This is a genomic window from Agrobacterium leguminum (assembly GCF_005144435.2).
Classification (GTDB): domain Bacteria; phylum Pseudomonadota; class Alphaproteobacteria; order Rhizobiales; family Rhizobiaceae; genus Agrobacterium; species Agrobacterium leguminum.
On sequence record NZ_CP120211.1, the window covers coordinates 69,408 to 85,624 of the forward strand.

A 16,217-nucleotide genomic window follows, 5' to 3' on the forward strand; every position below is an offset into this window, starting at 1 on the left:
ATTTCCTCCTCCCAACCTCTCTGGAGACTGACATGAAACTCAACCGACGCGCTGTGATGGGCGGTCTGGCTCTCGGCATGGCTTTTGCGGGCCTCGCTCAGCCGGTTCTGGCCAATGAAATCACGCTCAACGTTCTCTACAACCTGCCGGGCTTCACCAAGTTCCATCAGCCGCTGGCCGATGAATTCATGAAGAAGAACCCGGATGTGAAGATCAACTTCCTCGCTCCGGCCGCCGGTTATAATGAAGGCCAGCAGCAGGTTCTGCGCTCCGCCGTAACGGGCAATCTGCCGGATGTTTATTTCTCGGGTTACAACCTGACGGCGGAACTCGTTCACACGCTTGCACCGCGCAACCAGATCACCGATCTCGGCCCGTTCATTCAGGCTGAAGGCGGTCAGGCCTTCCTCGACAAGAACTACAGCCCGAAGATGGCTGCACTCGGCCAGATCGACGGCAAGCAGTATGGCCTGCCGGTCAACGCCTCCTCGCCGATCATCTACATCAACTCCGACCTCGTCACCAAGGCTGGCGGCGATCCGGACAAAATGCCGACGACCTTTGCGGAACTCATTGCTCTCGCAAAGAAGATCAAGGCTCTCGACCCCAAGTTCGCCGGCATGAGCTACGACATCAACGGCTGGCCGGATGACTGGTTGTGGCAGGCGCTCATCGTCGAACAGGGCGGCAAGCTCGTTGACGAGAAGGCCAAGACCGTTGGCTTCGACAACGAGATCGGCCTCAACGCCCTGAAGATGACCCGTCAGTTCGTCACCGAAGGCGGCCAGAACCTGCTCGACTGGGATCAGTCGCGCCAGCAGTTCGGTGCAGGCCTCACCGGTTTCATCTTCTCGACGCCTGCCCATGTTCAGACGATCCAGGGTCTGGTCGGCGACCGCTTCAAGCTGAAGACCGCGACCTTCCCGCTCGACAACAAGGAAAAGGGCGGCGTTCCGACCGGCGGCAACTCGGCAGTTATCCTGACCCAGGAAAAGGCCAAGCAGGACGCCGCCTGGAAGTACCTGAAGTGGATCACCGGTCCGGAAGCGCAGAACACCATCGTTCGCATCACCGGTTACCTGCCGACCAACAAGCTGGCCACCGGCCCGGACTTCCTCGCTCCTTATTATGTCGAGAACCCGAATGTGAAGACCGCTTCGCTTCAGGCTGACCGTTCTCTGCCCTGGGCCGGTTATCCGGGTGGCGATTCCGTCCGCATCTGGCGCACCCAGCGCGACATCATCGGCACCGTCATGCGCGGTGAGGTGACGCCGGAAGCCGGTCTCAAGCAGATCGTCGAGCAGACCAACGCCCTGCTGAAATAAGCAAAACCATCGAAAAGGCTGCGGGGAAATCCGTTCCCGCAGCCATTTTGCGCAGAAAGACCTGTTATGAAGATCATCCAGATCACCGACACCCATCTCGTACCCCCCGGCATTGCTGTAAACGGCGTCGACCCGGAAAAGCAGCTGCGCGCGGCGGTGGCCGATATTGTCGAAAAACACGCCGACGCCGATCTTCTTGTGATGACGGGTGATCTTTGCAATTACGGCGAGCCGGAAGCCTATGAGCTGCTGCGCGATATTCTCGCGCCCGTCTCGATCCCCGTTCAGTTGATGCTCGGCAATCACGACCGCCGCCCGGAATTCGTCGCGGCTTTTCCGGAGCAGCCGCGTGACGATAACGGCTATATCCAGTCCTTCATCGATACCGAATTCGGCCGGCTGCTGTTTCTCGACAGCCATGAGGCCGATGTGATCGGCGGCATATATGGTGCGGATCGTCTGGCATGGCTGGAGAGTGCGCTGGAAAGCGCGGGCGACCTGCCGGTGACGGTGTTCATTCATCACCCGCCGATGGATTGCGGCATCCGCCATTTCGAACATATCGGCATGCATGATGACGGTGCTGTCATGCGCCGTCTCGCCGCTCATCCGGCCGGTATACGTCATATCATTTTTGGCCATATCCATGTGCCGATGGCAGGTACGACCGCCGAAGGCATCGCCTACAGTTCCGGTCAGGCCTGCGCGCACCGTTTCATCACCGATATCGATGTTGTCGATCCGCTGTGGACGGGCGGCAATCCCTGCTACCGGGTCATAAGCCTGGGCGCATTCGGTCTGCGTGCCTATGATGCGGAAGTGGGGCAGGTCGTGCTCGGTCAGGCGCCTGTCTGCGAAGGTCCCTGACACCGGACGTTTCCGTGTTGCACGGAGATGACCTTCGCCTCGTCGCCTGTTGGCGGTGGTGAGGGAGAGGTTTTGACGATTGCAAGCCTACGGTGGTGAGAAGACACCCGTGGCCTGTCGCGGGGATGCGCCACTTCTGGTTTGTTGAACGGGATGTGATGCGTCGAAACCATGGTTCCGTGCGCACCCTTGATCTATGTCAGTTTCATCGATGAAACTGCAGGCCATAGTCGCCGAAAGGTGGCCAGCCGAATGCCGTGCCATCGTGATGACAGATCATGGAGAATTGCATGCTTGAAAAGCGTATCCGCAACGCGTCCCTCTTGAACAGGATCGTCAGCGCCGAAGAGGCTGCCAGTCTCATTCAGGACGGCATGACGGTGGGCATGAGCGGCTTTACGCGCGCCGGCGAAGCGAAGGCGGTGCCGCTGGCGCTGGCCGAGCGCGCCAAGACGAACCCCATGAAAATCACCCTGATGACCGGCGCCTCGCTCGGCAACGATCTCGACAAGACCATGGTGGAGGCGGGCATGCTGGCGCGCCGCATGCCGTTCCAGTCCGATCCGGCTTTGCGCAGGGCGATCAATGACGGCAAGGTGATGTTCATCGATCAGCACCTTTCCGAAACGGTCGAGCAATTGCGCGGCGGTCAGATCCACGGGGTCGATATCGCCATTGTCGAGGCTGTGGCGATCACGGCGGAAGGCGGCATCGTGCCAACCACTTCCGTCGGCAATTCCGCAAGCTTCGCCATTCTGGCCGACAAGGTGATCGTTGAAATCAACCTGTCGCAGCCCGAGGTGCTGGAGGGGTTGCACGACATCTTCATTCCCGCCAGACGCCCGACTCGCATGCCCATTCCGGTGGTGGCGACGGATAGCCGTGTCGGTCTGCCGTTCATTCCGGTGCCGCCGGAAAAGATCGCCGCCATTGTGTTGAGTGACAAGAGCGACAGTTTTTCGACGGTGTTGCCGCCGGATGACGAGACCAAGGCCATTGCCGGCCATCTCACCGAGTTCCTGTTGAACGAGGTGCGTCGCGGCCGCATGACCCATGAGCTCCAGCCGCTTCAGGCCGGCATCGGCACCATTGCCAATGCCGTGATGCACGGTTTCATCGATACGCCGTTTCACGATCTCAAAATGTATTCGGAGGTCCTGCAGGATTCGACTTTCGAACTGTTTGATGCGGGCAAGCTCACCTTCGCCTCCGGTTCATCGATCACGCTGTCTTCCGCCATGAACGAGCAGGTGATGCCGCGACTGGCGGAATATAAGAGCAGGCTTATCCTGCGGCCACAGGAGGTCAGCAACCACCCGGAAGTCATCCGCCGCCTCGGCATTATCGGCATCAACACGGCGCTGGAATTCGATATCTACGGAAACGTCAATTCCACCCATGTCGGCGGAACGCACATGATGAACGGCATCGGCGGTTCGGGGGATTTCGCCCGCAACGCCTACATGTCCATCTTCGTCACCAAATCGATCGCCAAGGGCGGTGCCATTTCAAGCGTCGTGCCCATGGTCAGCCATGTCGATCATACCGAACATGATGTCGATATTCTCGTCACCGAAATCGGGCTTGCCGATCTGCGTGGGCTGGCGCCTCGCGAGCGCGCGGCGGTCATCATCGCGAACTGCGTGCATCCTGATTATCGCGATGCGCTGATGGACTATTACCGGCGGGCAGTGGCGCGGGGCGGGCATACGCCGCATCTCATCGAAGAAGCGCTCTCCTGGCATGCGGCTCTGCGGGAAAGGGGCACGATGCTGCCGCAGAAATAGGCCTGCATTTTAGAAGGCGCCCCGTTGCCGGTGTGAAAGCCGCGCAATTGGGTCCGTTTGGACACACAGGAGCGGAAATTGTCCGCTCCTGTGCTGTGGTTGCTGGCGCGTCTGTTCCGCCTCCGGTAGAAAATCCTCTCCCCCGGCTGCTGTCCGGCTACCTCTGGGTTGTAGGAGAGTAACGTGATGCCCATTCGCTTCGTGGCCATGATCGCCATTGTCGCCCTGCTCGCCGGCTGCGGGGGGCGTCCGATTGGGGTCATGACGCCGACGGGGCAGACCGTGGCGGGAACCACACCGGTCAATCTTCTGGTCGCCACCACCCGCGCGCCATCGGAAAACGCCGCCGTGCTTTTTGGCGGCGAGCGTGGAACGGGTCTGAAGGTGGATGCGGTGACGGTTTCCATTCCGCCCAATGCCAACCGCAAGGTCGGGCAGGTGCAATGGCCGAAGAAACTGCCGCCGAACCCGCTGAAGGATTTTACAACGGTGGCGGTGGAGCCCATTCGCTCCGAAGCCGAGACACGAAGCTGGATCGGCAAACATATCCAGAAGGACCGCCGCGTGCTGGTCTTCGTGCATGGTTTCAATAACCGTTACGAAGAATCCGTCTATCGTTTCGCCCAGATCGTTCATGATTCCGGCACGGATGTCGTGCCGGTGGTCTTCACCTGGCCGTCGCGGGCGAGCATTTTCGACTATAATTACGACAAGGAAAGCACCAACTACTCGCGCGATGCGCTGGAAGAGATGCTGACCCGCCTCGCGAAGGACAAGTCCATCGGCGAGGTCACCGTCATGGCCCACTCCATGGGCACCTGGCTTGCGGTGGAGGCGCTGCGCCAGATGGCCATCCGCAATGGCCGCGTCGACCCGAAGATCAGCAATGTCATTCTGGCCGCACCCGATCTCGATGTCGACGTGTTCAGCCGGCAGTTCGCAAGCCTCGGCAAAACCCCGCCGAAATTCACTTTGTTCGTTTCGCAGGATGATAGGGCTCTCAGCCTGTCGCGCCGCATTTCCGGCAATGTCGATCGTCTCGGCCAGATCGACCCATCGGTCGAGCCCTATCGCAGCGAGCTTGAAAAAGCCGGCATCACCGTTCTGGATTTGACCAAGCTGCAATCCGGCGACCGCCTGAACCATGGAAAATTTGCCGAAAGCCCCGAGGTTGTCCGGCTTATCGGCGACCGCCTTATCGCCGGGCAGACGGTGACGGATTCCGATGTCGGTCTGGGTGAGGCGCTGGGTGCCGTCAGCATCGGCGCTGCGCAAACCGTTGGGACGGCGGCCAGCGTCGTGGTCAGCGCGCCGATTGCGGTCTTCGATCCGCGCACGCGTGAAAATTACGGCAGGCAGGTGGAACGGCTCGGCCGTTCCGTGGAAAATACCGTCGGATCGGTGGGCGATACGGCCGGTTCCGTGGTGGACGATCAGGCTGTTCAGTCATCGAGAGTGAATTGCGAGGCGGCCGCCAATCGAAACCGGGCAGAGTGCCGTAACCGATAGATCAAAGATCAAGAGCGAGATGGTGAAACCGTAAGCGATTTTCACCATCTCGCCTTCGCAGATTTGTATACAGCTTGTATTTTTATCTATATGGTCCGGTCAGCAGCTTAACTTCCGGAGTAGACCCCATGCGTTGGAAACGCACCCTCCAGCTTCTCGATGTTCATTGCGAAGGCGAAATCGGCCGTGTCGTCACCGGCGGCGCGCCGAAAATTCCCGGCAACACGGTGGCCGAACAGCTTCACTGGATGAATACCGATCCGCAGGGTGAGGCGCTTCGCCGCTTTCTGACGCTGGAGCCACGCGGCACGCCGATGGGGTCGGTCAATCTTCTCCTGCCGCCGAAGCACCCGGATGCGCACGCCGCTTTCGTCATTCTTCAGCCGGATCAGGCGCATGCCAGCTCCGGGTCCAATTCCATCTGCGCGACGACGGCGCTTCTGGAAAGCGGCATGGTGGAAATGCAGGAGCCGGAAACCGTCATCATCCTCGAAACGGCGGCCGGTCTGGTCAAGGCCACGGCCACCTGCCGCGACGGCCGTTGCGAAAAGGTCAAGCTGACCATGGTGCCGTCCTTCGTGCATGAGCTGGATGTCAGCATCGACACGCCCGAATGGGGCAGGGTGACGATGGATATTTCCTATGGCGGCATCTTTTATGCGCTTGTCGATGTCCGCCAGATCGGCCTGACGATCGAAAAGGCCAATGCGGCAAAACTGGTCTCAGCGGGCATGATCCTGAAAGATCTGGTCAACCGTGAAATGACCGTCGTTCATCCGGAAATCCCGGCCATTTCCGGCGTTGCCTATGTCATGTTCCGCGATGTGGATGCGGATGGTTCCATCCGCACCTGCACCACCATGTGGCCGGGCCGGGCGGATCGCTCCCCCTGCGGCACCGGCAACTCCGCCAATCTCGCCACGCTTTATGCGCGCGGCAAGGTGAAGGTGGGAGACGAGTATAAATCCCGCTCGATCATCGGTTCGGAATTCGATGTCGGCCTTTCCGCCGTCACCGAGGTGGCAGGCCGCCCGGCTGTCATCCCCACCATTGCCGGGCGCGGCTTCACCTTCGGGCTGCATCAGGTGGGTCTCGATCCGTTTGATCCGCTGGCAGATGGTTTCGCCATGACCGATGTCTGGGGGCCGGAAGCGGGCAACATCTGAGGCATGTTTTAAAAAAATGACATTTACAGCCGCCCGATGAACTTTGGCGGCTGTTTTCCCGCGGCAAAAGATGCTAAGCGGGCGCCAATTCCGTCATGCTCCGAGGTATCCCGATGAAGTCGCTCACCCTGCGCCGCCCTGATGACTGGCACCTGCACCTGCGTGATGGGGCAATGCTGGAAGGGGTGATCGGGGATACGAGCCGCCATTTCGCCCGCGCCATCATCATGCCGAACCTGGTGCCGCCGGTCGTCACCACGGCCGATGCCCGCGCCTACCGCGAACGCATCGTCAAGGCAATTCCGGCGGGTGACCGTTTCGAGCCGCTGATGACCCTCTATCTGACCGAGGACACGCAGGCCGACGATGTGGAAGAGGGCAAAAAAAGCGGCCTCATCACCGCCGTAAAGCTCTACCCGGCGGGTGCGACCACCAATTCCCATGGCGGTGTGCGCGATTTCAACAAGGCCATGCCGGTTCTGGAGCGCATGGCGAAGATCGGCCTGCCGCTCTGCGTGCATGGTGAGGTGACGACGCCGGAAGTCGATATTTTCGACCGTGAGAAGGTGTTCATCGATACGGTTCTGGAGCCTCTGCGCCAGCGCCTGCCGGAACTCAAGGTGACGATGGAGCACATCACCACCCGCGATGGCGTGGATTACATCAAGTCGTCCAAGGCCAACATCGCCGGCTCCATCACCACCCATCACCTCATCATCAACCGCAACGCCATTCTCGTCGGCGGTATCAAGCCGCATTATTATTGCCTGCCCGTCGCCAAGCGCGAGGAGCACCGGCTGGCGCTGCGGGCTGCCGCGACATCGGGCGATGCACGCTTCTTCCTCGGCACGGATTCCGCTCCGCATGTGGACCCGCTGAAGGAATGCGCCTGCGGCTGCGCCGGCATCTATACCTCGATCAACACCATGAGCTGTCTCGCCCATGTCTTCGAGGATGAAAACGCCCTCGACAGGCTGGAAGCCTTCGCTTCGCTCAACGGCCCGGCCTGGTACGGGCTGGCCCCAAACGAAGAGACCATCACGCTGGTCAAGCGCGAGGAAGCGGTGACCTTTCCTGAAAAAATCGAGACGGGCGCCGGGCCGGTCACCGTGTTCGATCCGATGTTCCCGCTCCATTGGGATGTGAGTTGATTTTTTAGTAACCGCCGGCACTGCCGGCGGTTTTGTTATGGTCCCCAGGCATTCGCCCTTCTGTGCCGCCTGCGGATACCTGCAATGCTGAACCGAGATGTTGTGCTTTCCGAAAACCGATCCGGGTTTTCGGAGCGATAAACCAAGGCCGAAAAAGGAGAACGCCTATGAACCATTTCACATTCACTGACCGCGCCGTCGTTGCGGAACTGGTTGCGAAGATGTTGTGGGAAATCAAGGCGGTCCACTTCAATTCCGAAAGCCCCTACACCTTCGCTTCGGGCATGAAGAGCCCGGTTTACATCGATATGCGCAAGCTCATCTCCTTCCCGCGCATCCGCTCGGCAGCGATGGATTTTGCGGCGGCAGCGGTGATGCGCGAGGCCGGTTTCGAGAAGTTCGACTGTGTGGCAGGCGGTGAAACGGCGGGCATTCCCTTTGCCGCTTTCCTTGCCGAGCGCCTCGGCTTGCCGATGATCTATTGCCGCAAGAAACCGAAAGGTCATGGCCGCAACGCCCAGATCGAAGGCCATATGCCGGAAGGCGCCCGCGTTCTCGTCATCGAGGATCTGACGACGGCCGGCGGCTCGATGTTCACCTTCATCGACGCCATCCGTGCGGCGGGCGGCATCGTCGATCACGGTATCGCGCTGTTTTATTACGGCATCTTCGAAGAGGCTGAAGCGCGCTTCGCCAACGGCAATGTCAAGCTGCATTACCTGACCACCTGGCGCGATGTTCTGGCGGTTGCCCGGGCTGAAAAACTGTTCGACGAAAAGACCCTCTCCGAGGTCGAAGCCTTCCTCGATAACCCGCTGCCATGGTCGGCAAAACGCGGCGGTGTCAGCGAATTGCCGCAATCTTAATTTCGGATGCGGCCAGCCCGGTTTTGCGGCTGGCCTTCCGATCGATCTTCGTCTAAATCGATTTAAGTCCATTTGATTTGCTGTTTTGAGGAGGACCGTAATGATCCTGTGTTGTGGTGAAGCCCTGATCGACATGCTGCCCCGGCAGACGACGCTGGGTGAGGCGGGTTTTGCCCCCTATGCAGGCGGAGCGGTCTTCAACACGGCGATTGCGCTGGGGCGTCTCGGTGTTCCATCCGCCTTCTTCACGGGTCTTTCCGATGACATGATGGGCGATATCCTGCGCGAAACCCTGCGCGCCAGCAACGTCGACTTCAGCTATTGCGCCACCCTTTCGCGGCCGACCACCATCGCCTTCGTGAAGCTGGTGGATGGCCATGCGACCTATGCCTTCTACGACGAAAACACCGCCGGCCGGATGATTACCGAGGCGGAGCTTCCGGCGCTGGGCGCCGATTGCGAGGCGCTGCATTTCGGCGCGATCAGCCTCATCCCGGAGCCCTGCGGCAGCACCTATGAGGCGCTGATGACGCGCGAGCATGAAAGCCGCGTCATCTCGCTCGATCCGAATATCCGCCCCGGCTTCATCAAGGACAAGCAGTCCCACATGGCCCGCATTCGCCGCATGGCGGCCATGTCGGATATCGTGAAATTCTCGGATGAGGACCTTGCCTGGTTCGGTCTGGAAGGCGATGAGGACACGCTTGCCCGCCACTGGCTGCACCATGGTGCGAAACTGGTCGTCGTCACCCGTGGCGCCAAGGGCGCGGTGGGGTATAGCGCCAATCTGAAGGTTGAAGTGGCCTCCGAGCGGGTGGAAGTGGTCGACACTGTCGGCGCAGGCGATACCTTCGATGCCGGCATTCTCGCCTCACTGAAAATGCAGGGCCTTCTGACCAAGGCGCAGGTTGCCTCGTTGACGGAAGAGCAGATCAGGAAGGCTCTGGCGCTGGGCGCGAAAGCTGCTGCTGTGACGGTTTCGCGGGCGGGCGCGAATCCGCCCTTTGCGCATGAAATCGGTTTGTGATGAGCGCGGTTGAACCATTTTGAAAAGGTGGTTCAACACTCTTCCCGGCTTTAGAACCGTAAAAAACCGTTATTTCGATATTATGAAGCTTGTGTCCGCTGTTTTTTCACGAAACAAGCATCGCATGAGCGTTCCCAAGTCCCATCCTTTCGATTTCGACCCGACCTATGGCATGCAGCGCGAGCAGCTGCTGGCCATTACCCCGCCCGAAGCGCCGCCGGGCTTCGATGATTTCTGGAAAAAGCGCTATCGCCGCGCGCTCGCCACGGATCCCCGGCCGGTGCTGCGAAAAAGCAGGCTCAGCGACCCGCGCTGGCATGTTCTCGATATGACCTACACCTCCACCGGCGGTTTTCGCATCGGCGGGTGGCTGCTTTTACCGCGCGAAGGGCAGGTGCGTCGCGGCCTCGTAGTCGGCCATGGCTATGGCGGGCGAGGGGAACCCGATTTCGACGTACCGGTGGAAGAAACGGCCGTGCTGTTTCCCTGTTTTCGCGGGCTTTCGTTGAGCGCCTGTCCGCCGATCTCGTCCGACCCGGCGCTCCATGTTCTCTATAACATCGACAGGAAAGACGATTACATCATCGGCGGCTGCGTCGACGATCTGTGGGTTGCCGTTTCCACGCTCATCAGCCTCTATCCATGGCTGGAAGGGCAGGTGGGTTACAGTGGCATCAGTTTCGGCGGCGGCATCGGTGCCCTGGCCATCCCTTTCGACGAGCGCATAGACCGCGGCCATCTCGTCGTACCGACATTCGGACACCGGCCGTTCTGGCTGACGTTGCCGACCGTCGGCAGCGCGGATGCGGTTCAGACCTATCAGAAGACCCATGCCAACCTGCTTGAGACGCTGCGCCTGTTCGATGCCGCCTGTGCCGCCACCCGCATAAAAGTGCCGATGCTGGTCGCACCCGCGCTTTTCGACCCGGCGGTGGCGCCGCCCTGTCAGTTCGCGGTGGCCAATGCGCTGCCAAAATCAAAATTTAATGAAATATTCATCCTCGACGCCGGGCATTTCGATTACCCTGACAGCGCATCGCAAGATGCGGTCCATAAGGACAAGGTCAGACGGTTTTTCAAGGTGCCATGAAACGCGAATATCTCCGCTGGTATAGTCAAAGGCTCCATCGCGACATGGAGCTGTTAATATTCGGACATTCCGGCGCCAAGGTGCTGATGTTTCCCACCCGCGACGGGCGTTTCTTCGAATATGAGGAACTGGGTCTTGTCGGCAGTCTGGCCGACAAGCTGGAGGCGGGGCACCTTCAGCTCTATTGCATAGAGGGGCTGGCCAGAGAGACCTTCTACGCGGCCGGGCATCATCCCGCCGATCGCATTCGCCGCCATGCCGCCTTCGAAGACTATATTCTGAACGAAGTGCTGCCGCTGATGGCCGAGAAAAACCCGAATAGCGATACGATCGTGCAGGGTTGCAGTCTGGGTGCGTTTCAGGCCGCCAGTCTCGTTTTTCGCCACCCGCATCTTTTTCGCAAACTCGTCGCCTTTTCCGGCCGTTATGACCTGACGATGAAGGTGGAATCCTTCGGCGATCTGTTCGATGGCTATTACGACGACGACATCTATTTCCACATGCCGAGCCATTTCCTGCCGGGCCTCGCCTGCCCGTGGCGGCTGGATAGCCTGCGCCGCATCGACATGGTCTTCACCATCGGCGATGCCGACCCGTTCCTGGACAACAACCATCATCTGAGCCGGGTTCTATCGGAGAAGCATGTGGGGCATCGCATGCATGTCTGGGATGGCCGCGCCCACCGGGCGGGCGCGTGGCGCAAGATGGCGGCGCTTTATATTTGAGACCTGGGCCGGGTTTCAGGCGAGAAGAAACTCCATCAGGGCATTCTGGGCATGCAGAAGAAATGCCTTCGCTGCCCGGCTCTGGCAGGCGGGGTGCGCCATGGCGTCCGCCGTCACCTCGTGACCACGCGCGACTGGCGGGCAGGGCAAAAAGATCGCATCGGGCCGCATCCTGTCGAGAAGGGATGCGGATATGCGATAATAATCCATCAGATGATGATCCGCGCCGGTGGGCCAGGAATCGGTAATGACCACATCCGCGTCCAGCAACTCTGCCATGTCCGGGCTTGCCCGGAAGTTCGGATTGACGAGCGCGGCATCAGTGACATGCCATTGATCGGGGTAAACCTGCGTGACCTGAACGGGCAGGGAAATCGAGGCTTCGACCCATGAGCGTAAAATGTTGGCATCCGGTGCCACACCGAGGATTTTGAGGCCATCTATTCGGCCTCTTACGCTTCTCACATAGGCCAAATCGCCAAGCGTTTCACATGGATGATTGGACTTCGTCCTCGCATTGATGACTGGCGCGCGCATCTCGGCTGCAAGCGCCCGGAGTGTCGAGAGTTCTTTCGTGCGGACGATCAGCAGATCGAACCAGTTGTCGAGATAACCCGCCAGATCGGCAATGTCTTCGCGGCCGTTAAAGCTGATCGGAACGGCAATGCAAATGCCGCCCATCGTCTGAATACCAAGATCGAAGGCTGCGGTATTGCGCCAGCCGGTGTCATCAACGATCAGCCCGACGCGTTTTCCCTTGAGCGTCTGTGGCATCGTGGCCTTTGACCAGTCCTCGGTCAGAGCGCCCGCGCGGTCGATGATCGAGAAGATCGCGTCCGCACTCAGGTCGTGAAACTCCAGAAAGTCTTTACCCTGCCGGAACGGCATATACGCCTCCAAAACGACATTCGATTAACGCTGCATTGAAAAAAGCCGGAAGTCACCTTCCGGCTTTCGTAAATTGCGGCGTGTGGGGTTTATCCCGCCAGTCCCGACAGCGCCTTCACCAGCCCCTGCGTCGAGCTGTCATGGCCGGCTGCACTTTCCTTGCCTTCAACGACGGGAAGCAGGCCGGTCGCCAGTTCCTTGCCAAGCTCCACGCCCCACTGGTCGAAGGAGTTGATGCGGAACAGCACGCCTTCGACGAAAACGCGGTGCTCGTAGAGCGCGATCAGACGGCCAAGCGCGAACGGCGTCAGCTTGTCGTAGACGAAGGTGATGGAGGGGCGGTTGCCGGTGAAGACGCGATGCGGCGCGATGAAATCGGCGAGTTTGTCTTCCATGCCCTTGGAGGTGAGCTGGGCTTTCGCTTCGGCGAGCGTGCGGCCCTTCATCAGCGCTTCCGATTGCGCCAGGCAATTGGCGATGAGAAGCTGGTGCTGGTGGCGCAGTTCGGGCTCAAAACCGTTGGCGGCGATCATGAATTCGGCCGGAATGACGCTCGTGCCCTGGTGGATGAGCTGGTAGAAGGCGTGCTGGCCGTTGGTGCCGGGTTCGCCCCAGACGACCGGGCCGGACTGGCCTTCGACGGGCGTGCCGTCGATGGTCACACCCTTGCCGTTCGACTCCATGTCAAGCTGCTGCAGATAGGCCGGGAAACGTGAGAGCCGCTGGTCGTAGGGCAGGATCGCGCGGGTCGGATAATTCAGCACGTTGCGGTTATAAAAGCCGATGAGGCCGAGCAGCATCGGCAGGTTTTCACGGATAGGCGCTTCGCGGAAGTGCCTGTCCATGGCATGTGCACCATCCAGGAACTTGCCGAAATTATCCGGCCCGATGGCGATCATCAGCGGCAGGCCGATGGCCGACCAGATCGAATAACGTCCGCCAACCCAGTCCCAGAAACCGAAGATGCGGTCGCTTTCGATGCCGAAGGCGGCAACCTTTTCCAGTGCGGTGGAAACGGCGGCGAAGTGATGCTTGACGGCGCTTTCACCCAGCTTTTCGGCGATGAAGCGGCGCGCGGTGGCGGCATTCGTCATGGTCTCGATTGTGGTGAAGGTCTTCGACGCGACGATGAACAGCGAGGTTTCCGGGTCGACGAGCTTCAGCGTGTCGGCGATATGAGCGCCATCGATGTTCGAGACGAAATGCGCACGCGGGCCGTCATGGAAAGGCGCAAGCGCCAGCGTCGCCATGACAGGGCCGAGATCGGAACCGCCAATGCCGATATTGATGACGTCGGTGATCTTCTTGCCGGTCGCACCCTTCAGCGAACCGGAACGGATCGCATCGGCAAACTTGCCCATGGCGGTAAGAACGGCGTTTACGTCAGGCATCACGTCCTTGCCGTCCACGAGAACCGGCGTATTGGAACGGTTGCGCAGCGCAGTATGCAGCACGGCGCGGTCTTCGGTGAAGTTGATTGCCTTGCCGGAGAACATCTCCTCGCGCTTGGCCTCGACGCCGCCTTCGCGTGCGAGCTGTTCGAGAAGCGTGACGATCTCTTCGTTCACGGCGCATTTGGAATAGTCCATCAGCAGGTCATCGAATTTCGCGCTGAAACGGCTGAATCTCTTGTCGTCGGCCGCAAAGGCGGCGCGAAGATCGGTTGCGGCTGTGCTGCTCGCCGTTGCTTTCAGTTTTTCGATGGTGGCCTGCATCTTGTGCTCCTCGGCTTCCGTGGAAGGATGAGGAAACTATTCTTTTTCAGGCGGCCAAATCAAGGCGACTTTGATAAAAGAAAAGGGCCGGGGCGAAAGAAAGAGCCGGTCGCCCGGCTCTCCCCATTGCGCGAGACAATCAGTTCAGATTGCGCAATTCGCGCCGCAAGATTTTGCCGACATTCGATTTCGGCAACTCGGTGCGGAACTCGATGATTTTCGGCCTTTTGTAGTTCGTCAGGTTCTTGGCGCAGAAGGCCTTGAGCTCCGCTTCCGTGAGCGACTGGTCCTTCTTGACCACGAAAAGCTTGACGGTTTCGCCGGAATGTTCATCCGGAACACCGATTGCGGCGCATTCCAGCACGCCCGGATGGCTGGCGGCCACTTCCTCTACTTCGTTCGGATAGACGTTGAAACCGGAAACGAGGATCATGTCCTTCTTGCGGTCGACGATCTTGGTGTAACCGCGCTCGTCCATGAAACCCATGTCGCCGGAACGGAAGAAGCCGTCGGCGGTCATGGCTTTTGCGGTTTCATCCGGCCGCTGCCAATAGCCGGCCATGACCTGCGGCCCGCGAATGCAGATCTCGCCGACTTCGCCTGTTGGCAGACTGTTGCCGTCCTCGTCGCGAATATCGATTTCCGTCGAGGAAATCGGCAGACCGATGGTGCCGCTGAATTCCGTCGAATCGAGACGATTGACCGTTGCAACGGGCGATGTCTCGGAAAGACCGTAACCTTCGGCAATCGGGCAGCCGACGATCGAAAGCCAGCGCTCCGCAACGGGCCTTTGCACCGCCATGCCGCCACCGAGAACCAGAATAAGCGACGACAGATCGAGCTTGCGGAAATCCTCATTATTCATCAGCGCGTTGAAAAGTGTGTTGATGCCGGGGAAAATATGCGGCTGATAATGCGTCAGCTCCTTCACGAAGCCGGGAATATCACGCGGATTGGCGATGAGCAGATTATGACCGCCGAGCGCAATGCCCATCAGCGAATTCACCGTCAATGCGAAGATGTGGCAGAGCGGCAGCGCGCAGATGAAGTTGAGAACTTCCGGACGGTCCTTTCGGCCGTTGAAGGCGGCGTCCAGCCACAGGCTGATCTGAAGCTTGTTGGCCAGAAGATTGGCATGGGTGAGAACCGCACCCTTGGATACGCCGGTTGTGCCGCCGGTATATTGCAGGAAGGCGATGTCCTGCGCCGTGAGGCTGACCGGCTTCAGCGAAAATCCCTGACCTTCCTTCAGCATCGCCTTGAAGCTGATGGAACCGGGAATGGCGTAGGCGGGCACCAGTTTCTTGACCTTGCGAACCACCAGATTGACGATATGTCCCTTCAGGCCGAGGAGATCGCCCATCGCCGCGACGACCACATGCCGCACCGCGGTTTTCGGCACCGCCTGCTGGGCCACATGGGCGAAGTTTTCCAGAACGAAGATCGCCTTTGCGCCGGAATCCTTGAGCTGATGTTCCAGCTCGCGCGGGGTGTAGAGCGGATTGACATTGACCACGATCATGCCCGCCCGCAGGATCCCGTATACGGCGACGGGATTTTGCAGGATATTCGGCATCATCACGGCAACCCGGTCGCCTTTTTCCAGCCCTCTGGATTGCAGCCAGGCAGCGACCGCGCGGGTTTCAGCGTCCAGTTCCCGATAGCTCAGGGACTTTCCCATGCTGGAAAAGGCCTTGCGTTCGGCAAATTGCGCACAGCTCTTTTCGAGAAGTTCGACAAGGGAGGCATGGGCGGATGCGGGAATTTCGGAAGGTACGCCCGGCGGATAGGATGCCAGCCAGCGCTTCTCTGCGCTGACGTTTTCCGGGTGTCCCAGGGACAGTTCACTCATGCTTCTCCTCCCAGAGTCTTTGTCGCGCCGCGCATTCCTTGAAACGCGTGAAAGGCGCTTTCGGCTGCCTGATGTTCACGAAGCTCCCGCATTCAGCCGGCTCAATTGGCCGGGTTGAGGGAACTCCCTGTGGCGTCACCGGATCGACCGCTCCTCTCGCTCCCCGGTGACGAATGATAGACGCGTAATCCCTTGACGTCCATCTCGTCGGCAAAGCCTATTTAACTCTAACGTAAACGTCAATATTGC

At 59.6% G+C, this 16,217-nt stretch carries 13 protein-coding genes; 10 read left to right on the forward strand and 3 right to left on the reverse strand.

The features are described from left to right. Positions 1–32: 32 nt before the first annotated feature. The 10 genes from CFBP4996_RS00345 (at position 33) to CFBP4996_RS00390 (ending at position 11,513) form a co-directional block, all read left to right on the forward strand. On the forward strand, positions 33–1,325 hold the full coding sequence (locus CFBP4996_RS00345; RefSeq protein WP_003503651.1) for an ABC transporter substrate-binding protein: 1,293 nt from the start codon (positions 33–35) through the stop codon (positions 1,323–1,325). A 66-nt stretch (positions 1,326–1,391) separates the two neighbouring features. Next, entirely contained in the window at positions 1,392–2,192 is an 801-nt protein-coding gene (locus tag CFBP4996_RS00350) for a phosphodiesterase (RefSeq protein ID WP_003520021.1), read from the forward strand. 290 nt (positions 2,193–2,482) lie between these two features. Then, positions 2,483–3,979 (forward strand): succinyl-CoA:acetate CoA-transferase ScpC, encoded by a 1,497-nt coding sequence (locus CFBP4996_RS00355; RefSeq protein WP_080852733.1) that lies wholly within the window; start codon positions 2,483–2,485, stop codon positions 3,977–3,979. A 186-nt stretch (positions 3,980–4,165) separates the two neighbouring features. Then, entirely contained in the window at positions 4,166–5,488 is a 1,323-nt protein-coding gene (locus CFBP4996_RS00360; RefSeq protein WP_080852732.1) for an alpha/beta hydrolase, read from the forward strand. Between the two features lie 128 nt (positions 5,489–5,616). Further along, a complete protein-coding gene (locus CFBP4996_RS00365) occupies positions 5,617–6,654 on the forward strand; it encodes a 4-hydroxyproline epimerase (RefSeq protein WP_003520015.1) in 1,038 nt (345 codons plus the stop codon). A gap of 113 nt (positions 6,655–6,767) precedes the next feature. Next, the gene (pyrC, locus tag CFBP4996_RS00370; RefSeq protein WP_080852731.1) at positions 6,768–7,805 is read left to right on the forward strand and encodes a dihydroorotase; all 1,038 of its coding nucleotides are present in this window, start codon (positions 6,768–6,770) and stop codon (positions 7,803–7,805) included. 167 nt (positions 7,806–7,972) lie between these two features. Beyond that, positions 7,973–8,671 carry an orotate phosphoribosyltransferase gene (locus CFBP4996_RS00375; RefSeq protein WP_003520012.1) on the forward strand — a complete coding sequence of 233 codons (699 nt, stop codon included), beginning with the start codon at positions 7,973–7,975 and terminating at the stop codon, positions 8,669–8,671. A gap of 100 nt (positions 8,672–8,771) precedes the next feature. Next, on the forward strand, positions 8,772–9,698 hold the full coding sequence (locus CFBP4996_RS00380) for a carbohydrate kinase family protein (RefSeq protein ID WP_080852730.1): 927 nt from the start codon (positions 8,772–8,774) through the stop codon (positions 9,696–9,698). A gap of 124 nt (positions 9,699–9,822) precedes the next feature. Next, positions 9,823–10,788, forward strand: coding sequence for an acetylxylan esterase (locus CFBP4996_RS00385; RefSeq protein ID WP_035219842.1), 966 nt, complete (start codon positions 9,823–9,825; stop codon positions 10,786–10,788). Continuing rightward, positions 10,785–11,513 (forward strand): esterase family protein, encoded by a 729-nt coding sequence (locus CFBP4996_RS00390; RefSeq protein ID WP_080852729.1) that lies wholly within the window; start codon positions 10,785–10,787, stop codon positions 11,511–11,513. Before CFBP4996_RS00385 ends, CFBP4996_RS00390 begins: the two co-directional genes overlap by 4 nt. Positions 11,514–11,528: 15 nt before the next feature. Here the strand turns inward: CFBP4996_RS00390 and CFBP4996_RS00395 are convergent, their stop codons facing one another. From CFBP4996_RS00395 to CFBP4996_RS00405, 3 genes are all read right to left on the reverse strand, one after another. Further along, positions 11,529–12,401, reverse strand: a complete 873-nt coding sequence (locus CFBP4996_RS00395; RefSeq protein WP_080852728.1) for a Rossmann-fold NAD(P)-binding domain-containing protein — start codon at positions 12,399–12,401, stop codon at positions 11,529–11,531. Positions 12,402–12,490: 89 nt separating this feature from the next. Beyond that, positions 12,491–14,116: a glucose-6-phosphate isomerase gene (pgi, locus tag CFBP4996_RS00400; protein WP_080852727.1), complete on the reverse strand. Its 1,626-nt coding sequence runs from the start codon at positions 14,114–14,116 to the stop codon at positions 12,491–12,493. 139 nt (positions 14,117–14,255) lie between these two features. Continuing rightward, entirely contained in the window at positions 14,256–15,968 is a 1,713-nt protein-coding gene (locus CFBP4996_RS00405; RefSeq protein WP_080852726.1) for a long-chain fatty acid--CoA ligase, read from the reverse strand. Positions 15,969–16,217: the final 249 nt, after the last annotated feature.

Excerpts from the sequence above, each read along its gene's own strand:
- CFBP4996_RS00395 (WP_080852728.1), bottom strand. The coding sequence starts at position 12,401 with ATGCCGTTCCGGCAGGGTAAAGACTTTCTGGAGTTTCACGACCTGAGT.
- CFBP4996_RS00390 (WP_080852729.1), top strand. The coding sequence starts at position 10,785 with ATGAAACGCGAATATCTCCGCTGGTATAGTCAAAGGCTCCATCGCGAC.
- CFBP4996_RS00360 (WP_080852732.1), top strand. The coding sequence starts at position 4,166 with ATGCCCATTCGCTTCGTGGCCATGATCGCCATTGTCGCCCTGCTCGCC.
- CFBP4996_RS00355 (WP_080852733.1), top strand. The coding sequence starts at position 2,483 with ATGCTTGAAAAGCGTATCCGCAACGCGTCCCTCTTGAACAGGATCGTC.
- pgi (WP_080852727.1), bottom strand. The coding sequence starts at position 14,116 with ATGCAGGCCACCATCGAAAAACTGAAAGCAACGGCGAGCAGCACAGCC.
- CFBP4996_RS00365 (WP_003520015.1), top strand. The coding sequence starts at position 5,617 with ATGCGTTGGAAACGCACCCTCCAGCTTCTCGATGTTCATTGCGAAGGC.
- CFBP4996_RS00405 (WP_080852726.1), bottom strand. The coding sequence starts at position 15,968 with ATGAGTGAACTGTCCCTGGGACACCCGGAAAACGTCAGCGCAGAGAAG.
- CFBP4996_RS00375 (WP_003520012.1), top strand. The coding sequence starts at position 7,973 with ATGAACCATTTCACATTCACTGACCGCGCCGTCGTTGCGGAACTGGTT.
- CFBP4996_RS00380 (WP_080852730.1), top strand. The coding sequence starts at position 8,772 with ATGATCCTGTGTTGTGGTGAAGCCCTGATCGACATGCTGCCCCGGCAG.
- CFBP4996_RS00345 (WP_003503651.1), top strand. The coding sequence starts at position 33 with ATGAAACTCAACCGACGCGCTGTGATGGGCGGTCTGGCTCTCGGCATG.
- CFBP4996_RS00350 (WP_003520021.1), top strand. The coding sequence starts at position 1,392 with ATGAAGATCATCCAGATCACCGACACCCATCTCGTACCCCCCGGCATT.
- pyrC (WP_080852731.1), top strand. The coding sequence starts at position 6,768 with ATGAAGTCGCTCACCCTGCGCCGCCCTGATGACTGGCACCTGCACCTG.
- CFBP4996_RS00385 (WP_035219842.1), top strand. The coding sequence starts at position 9,823 with ATGAGCGTTCCCAAGTCCCATCCTTTCGATTTCGACCCGACCTATGGC.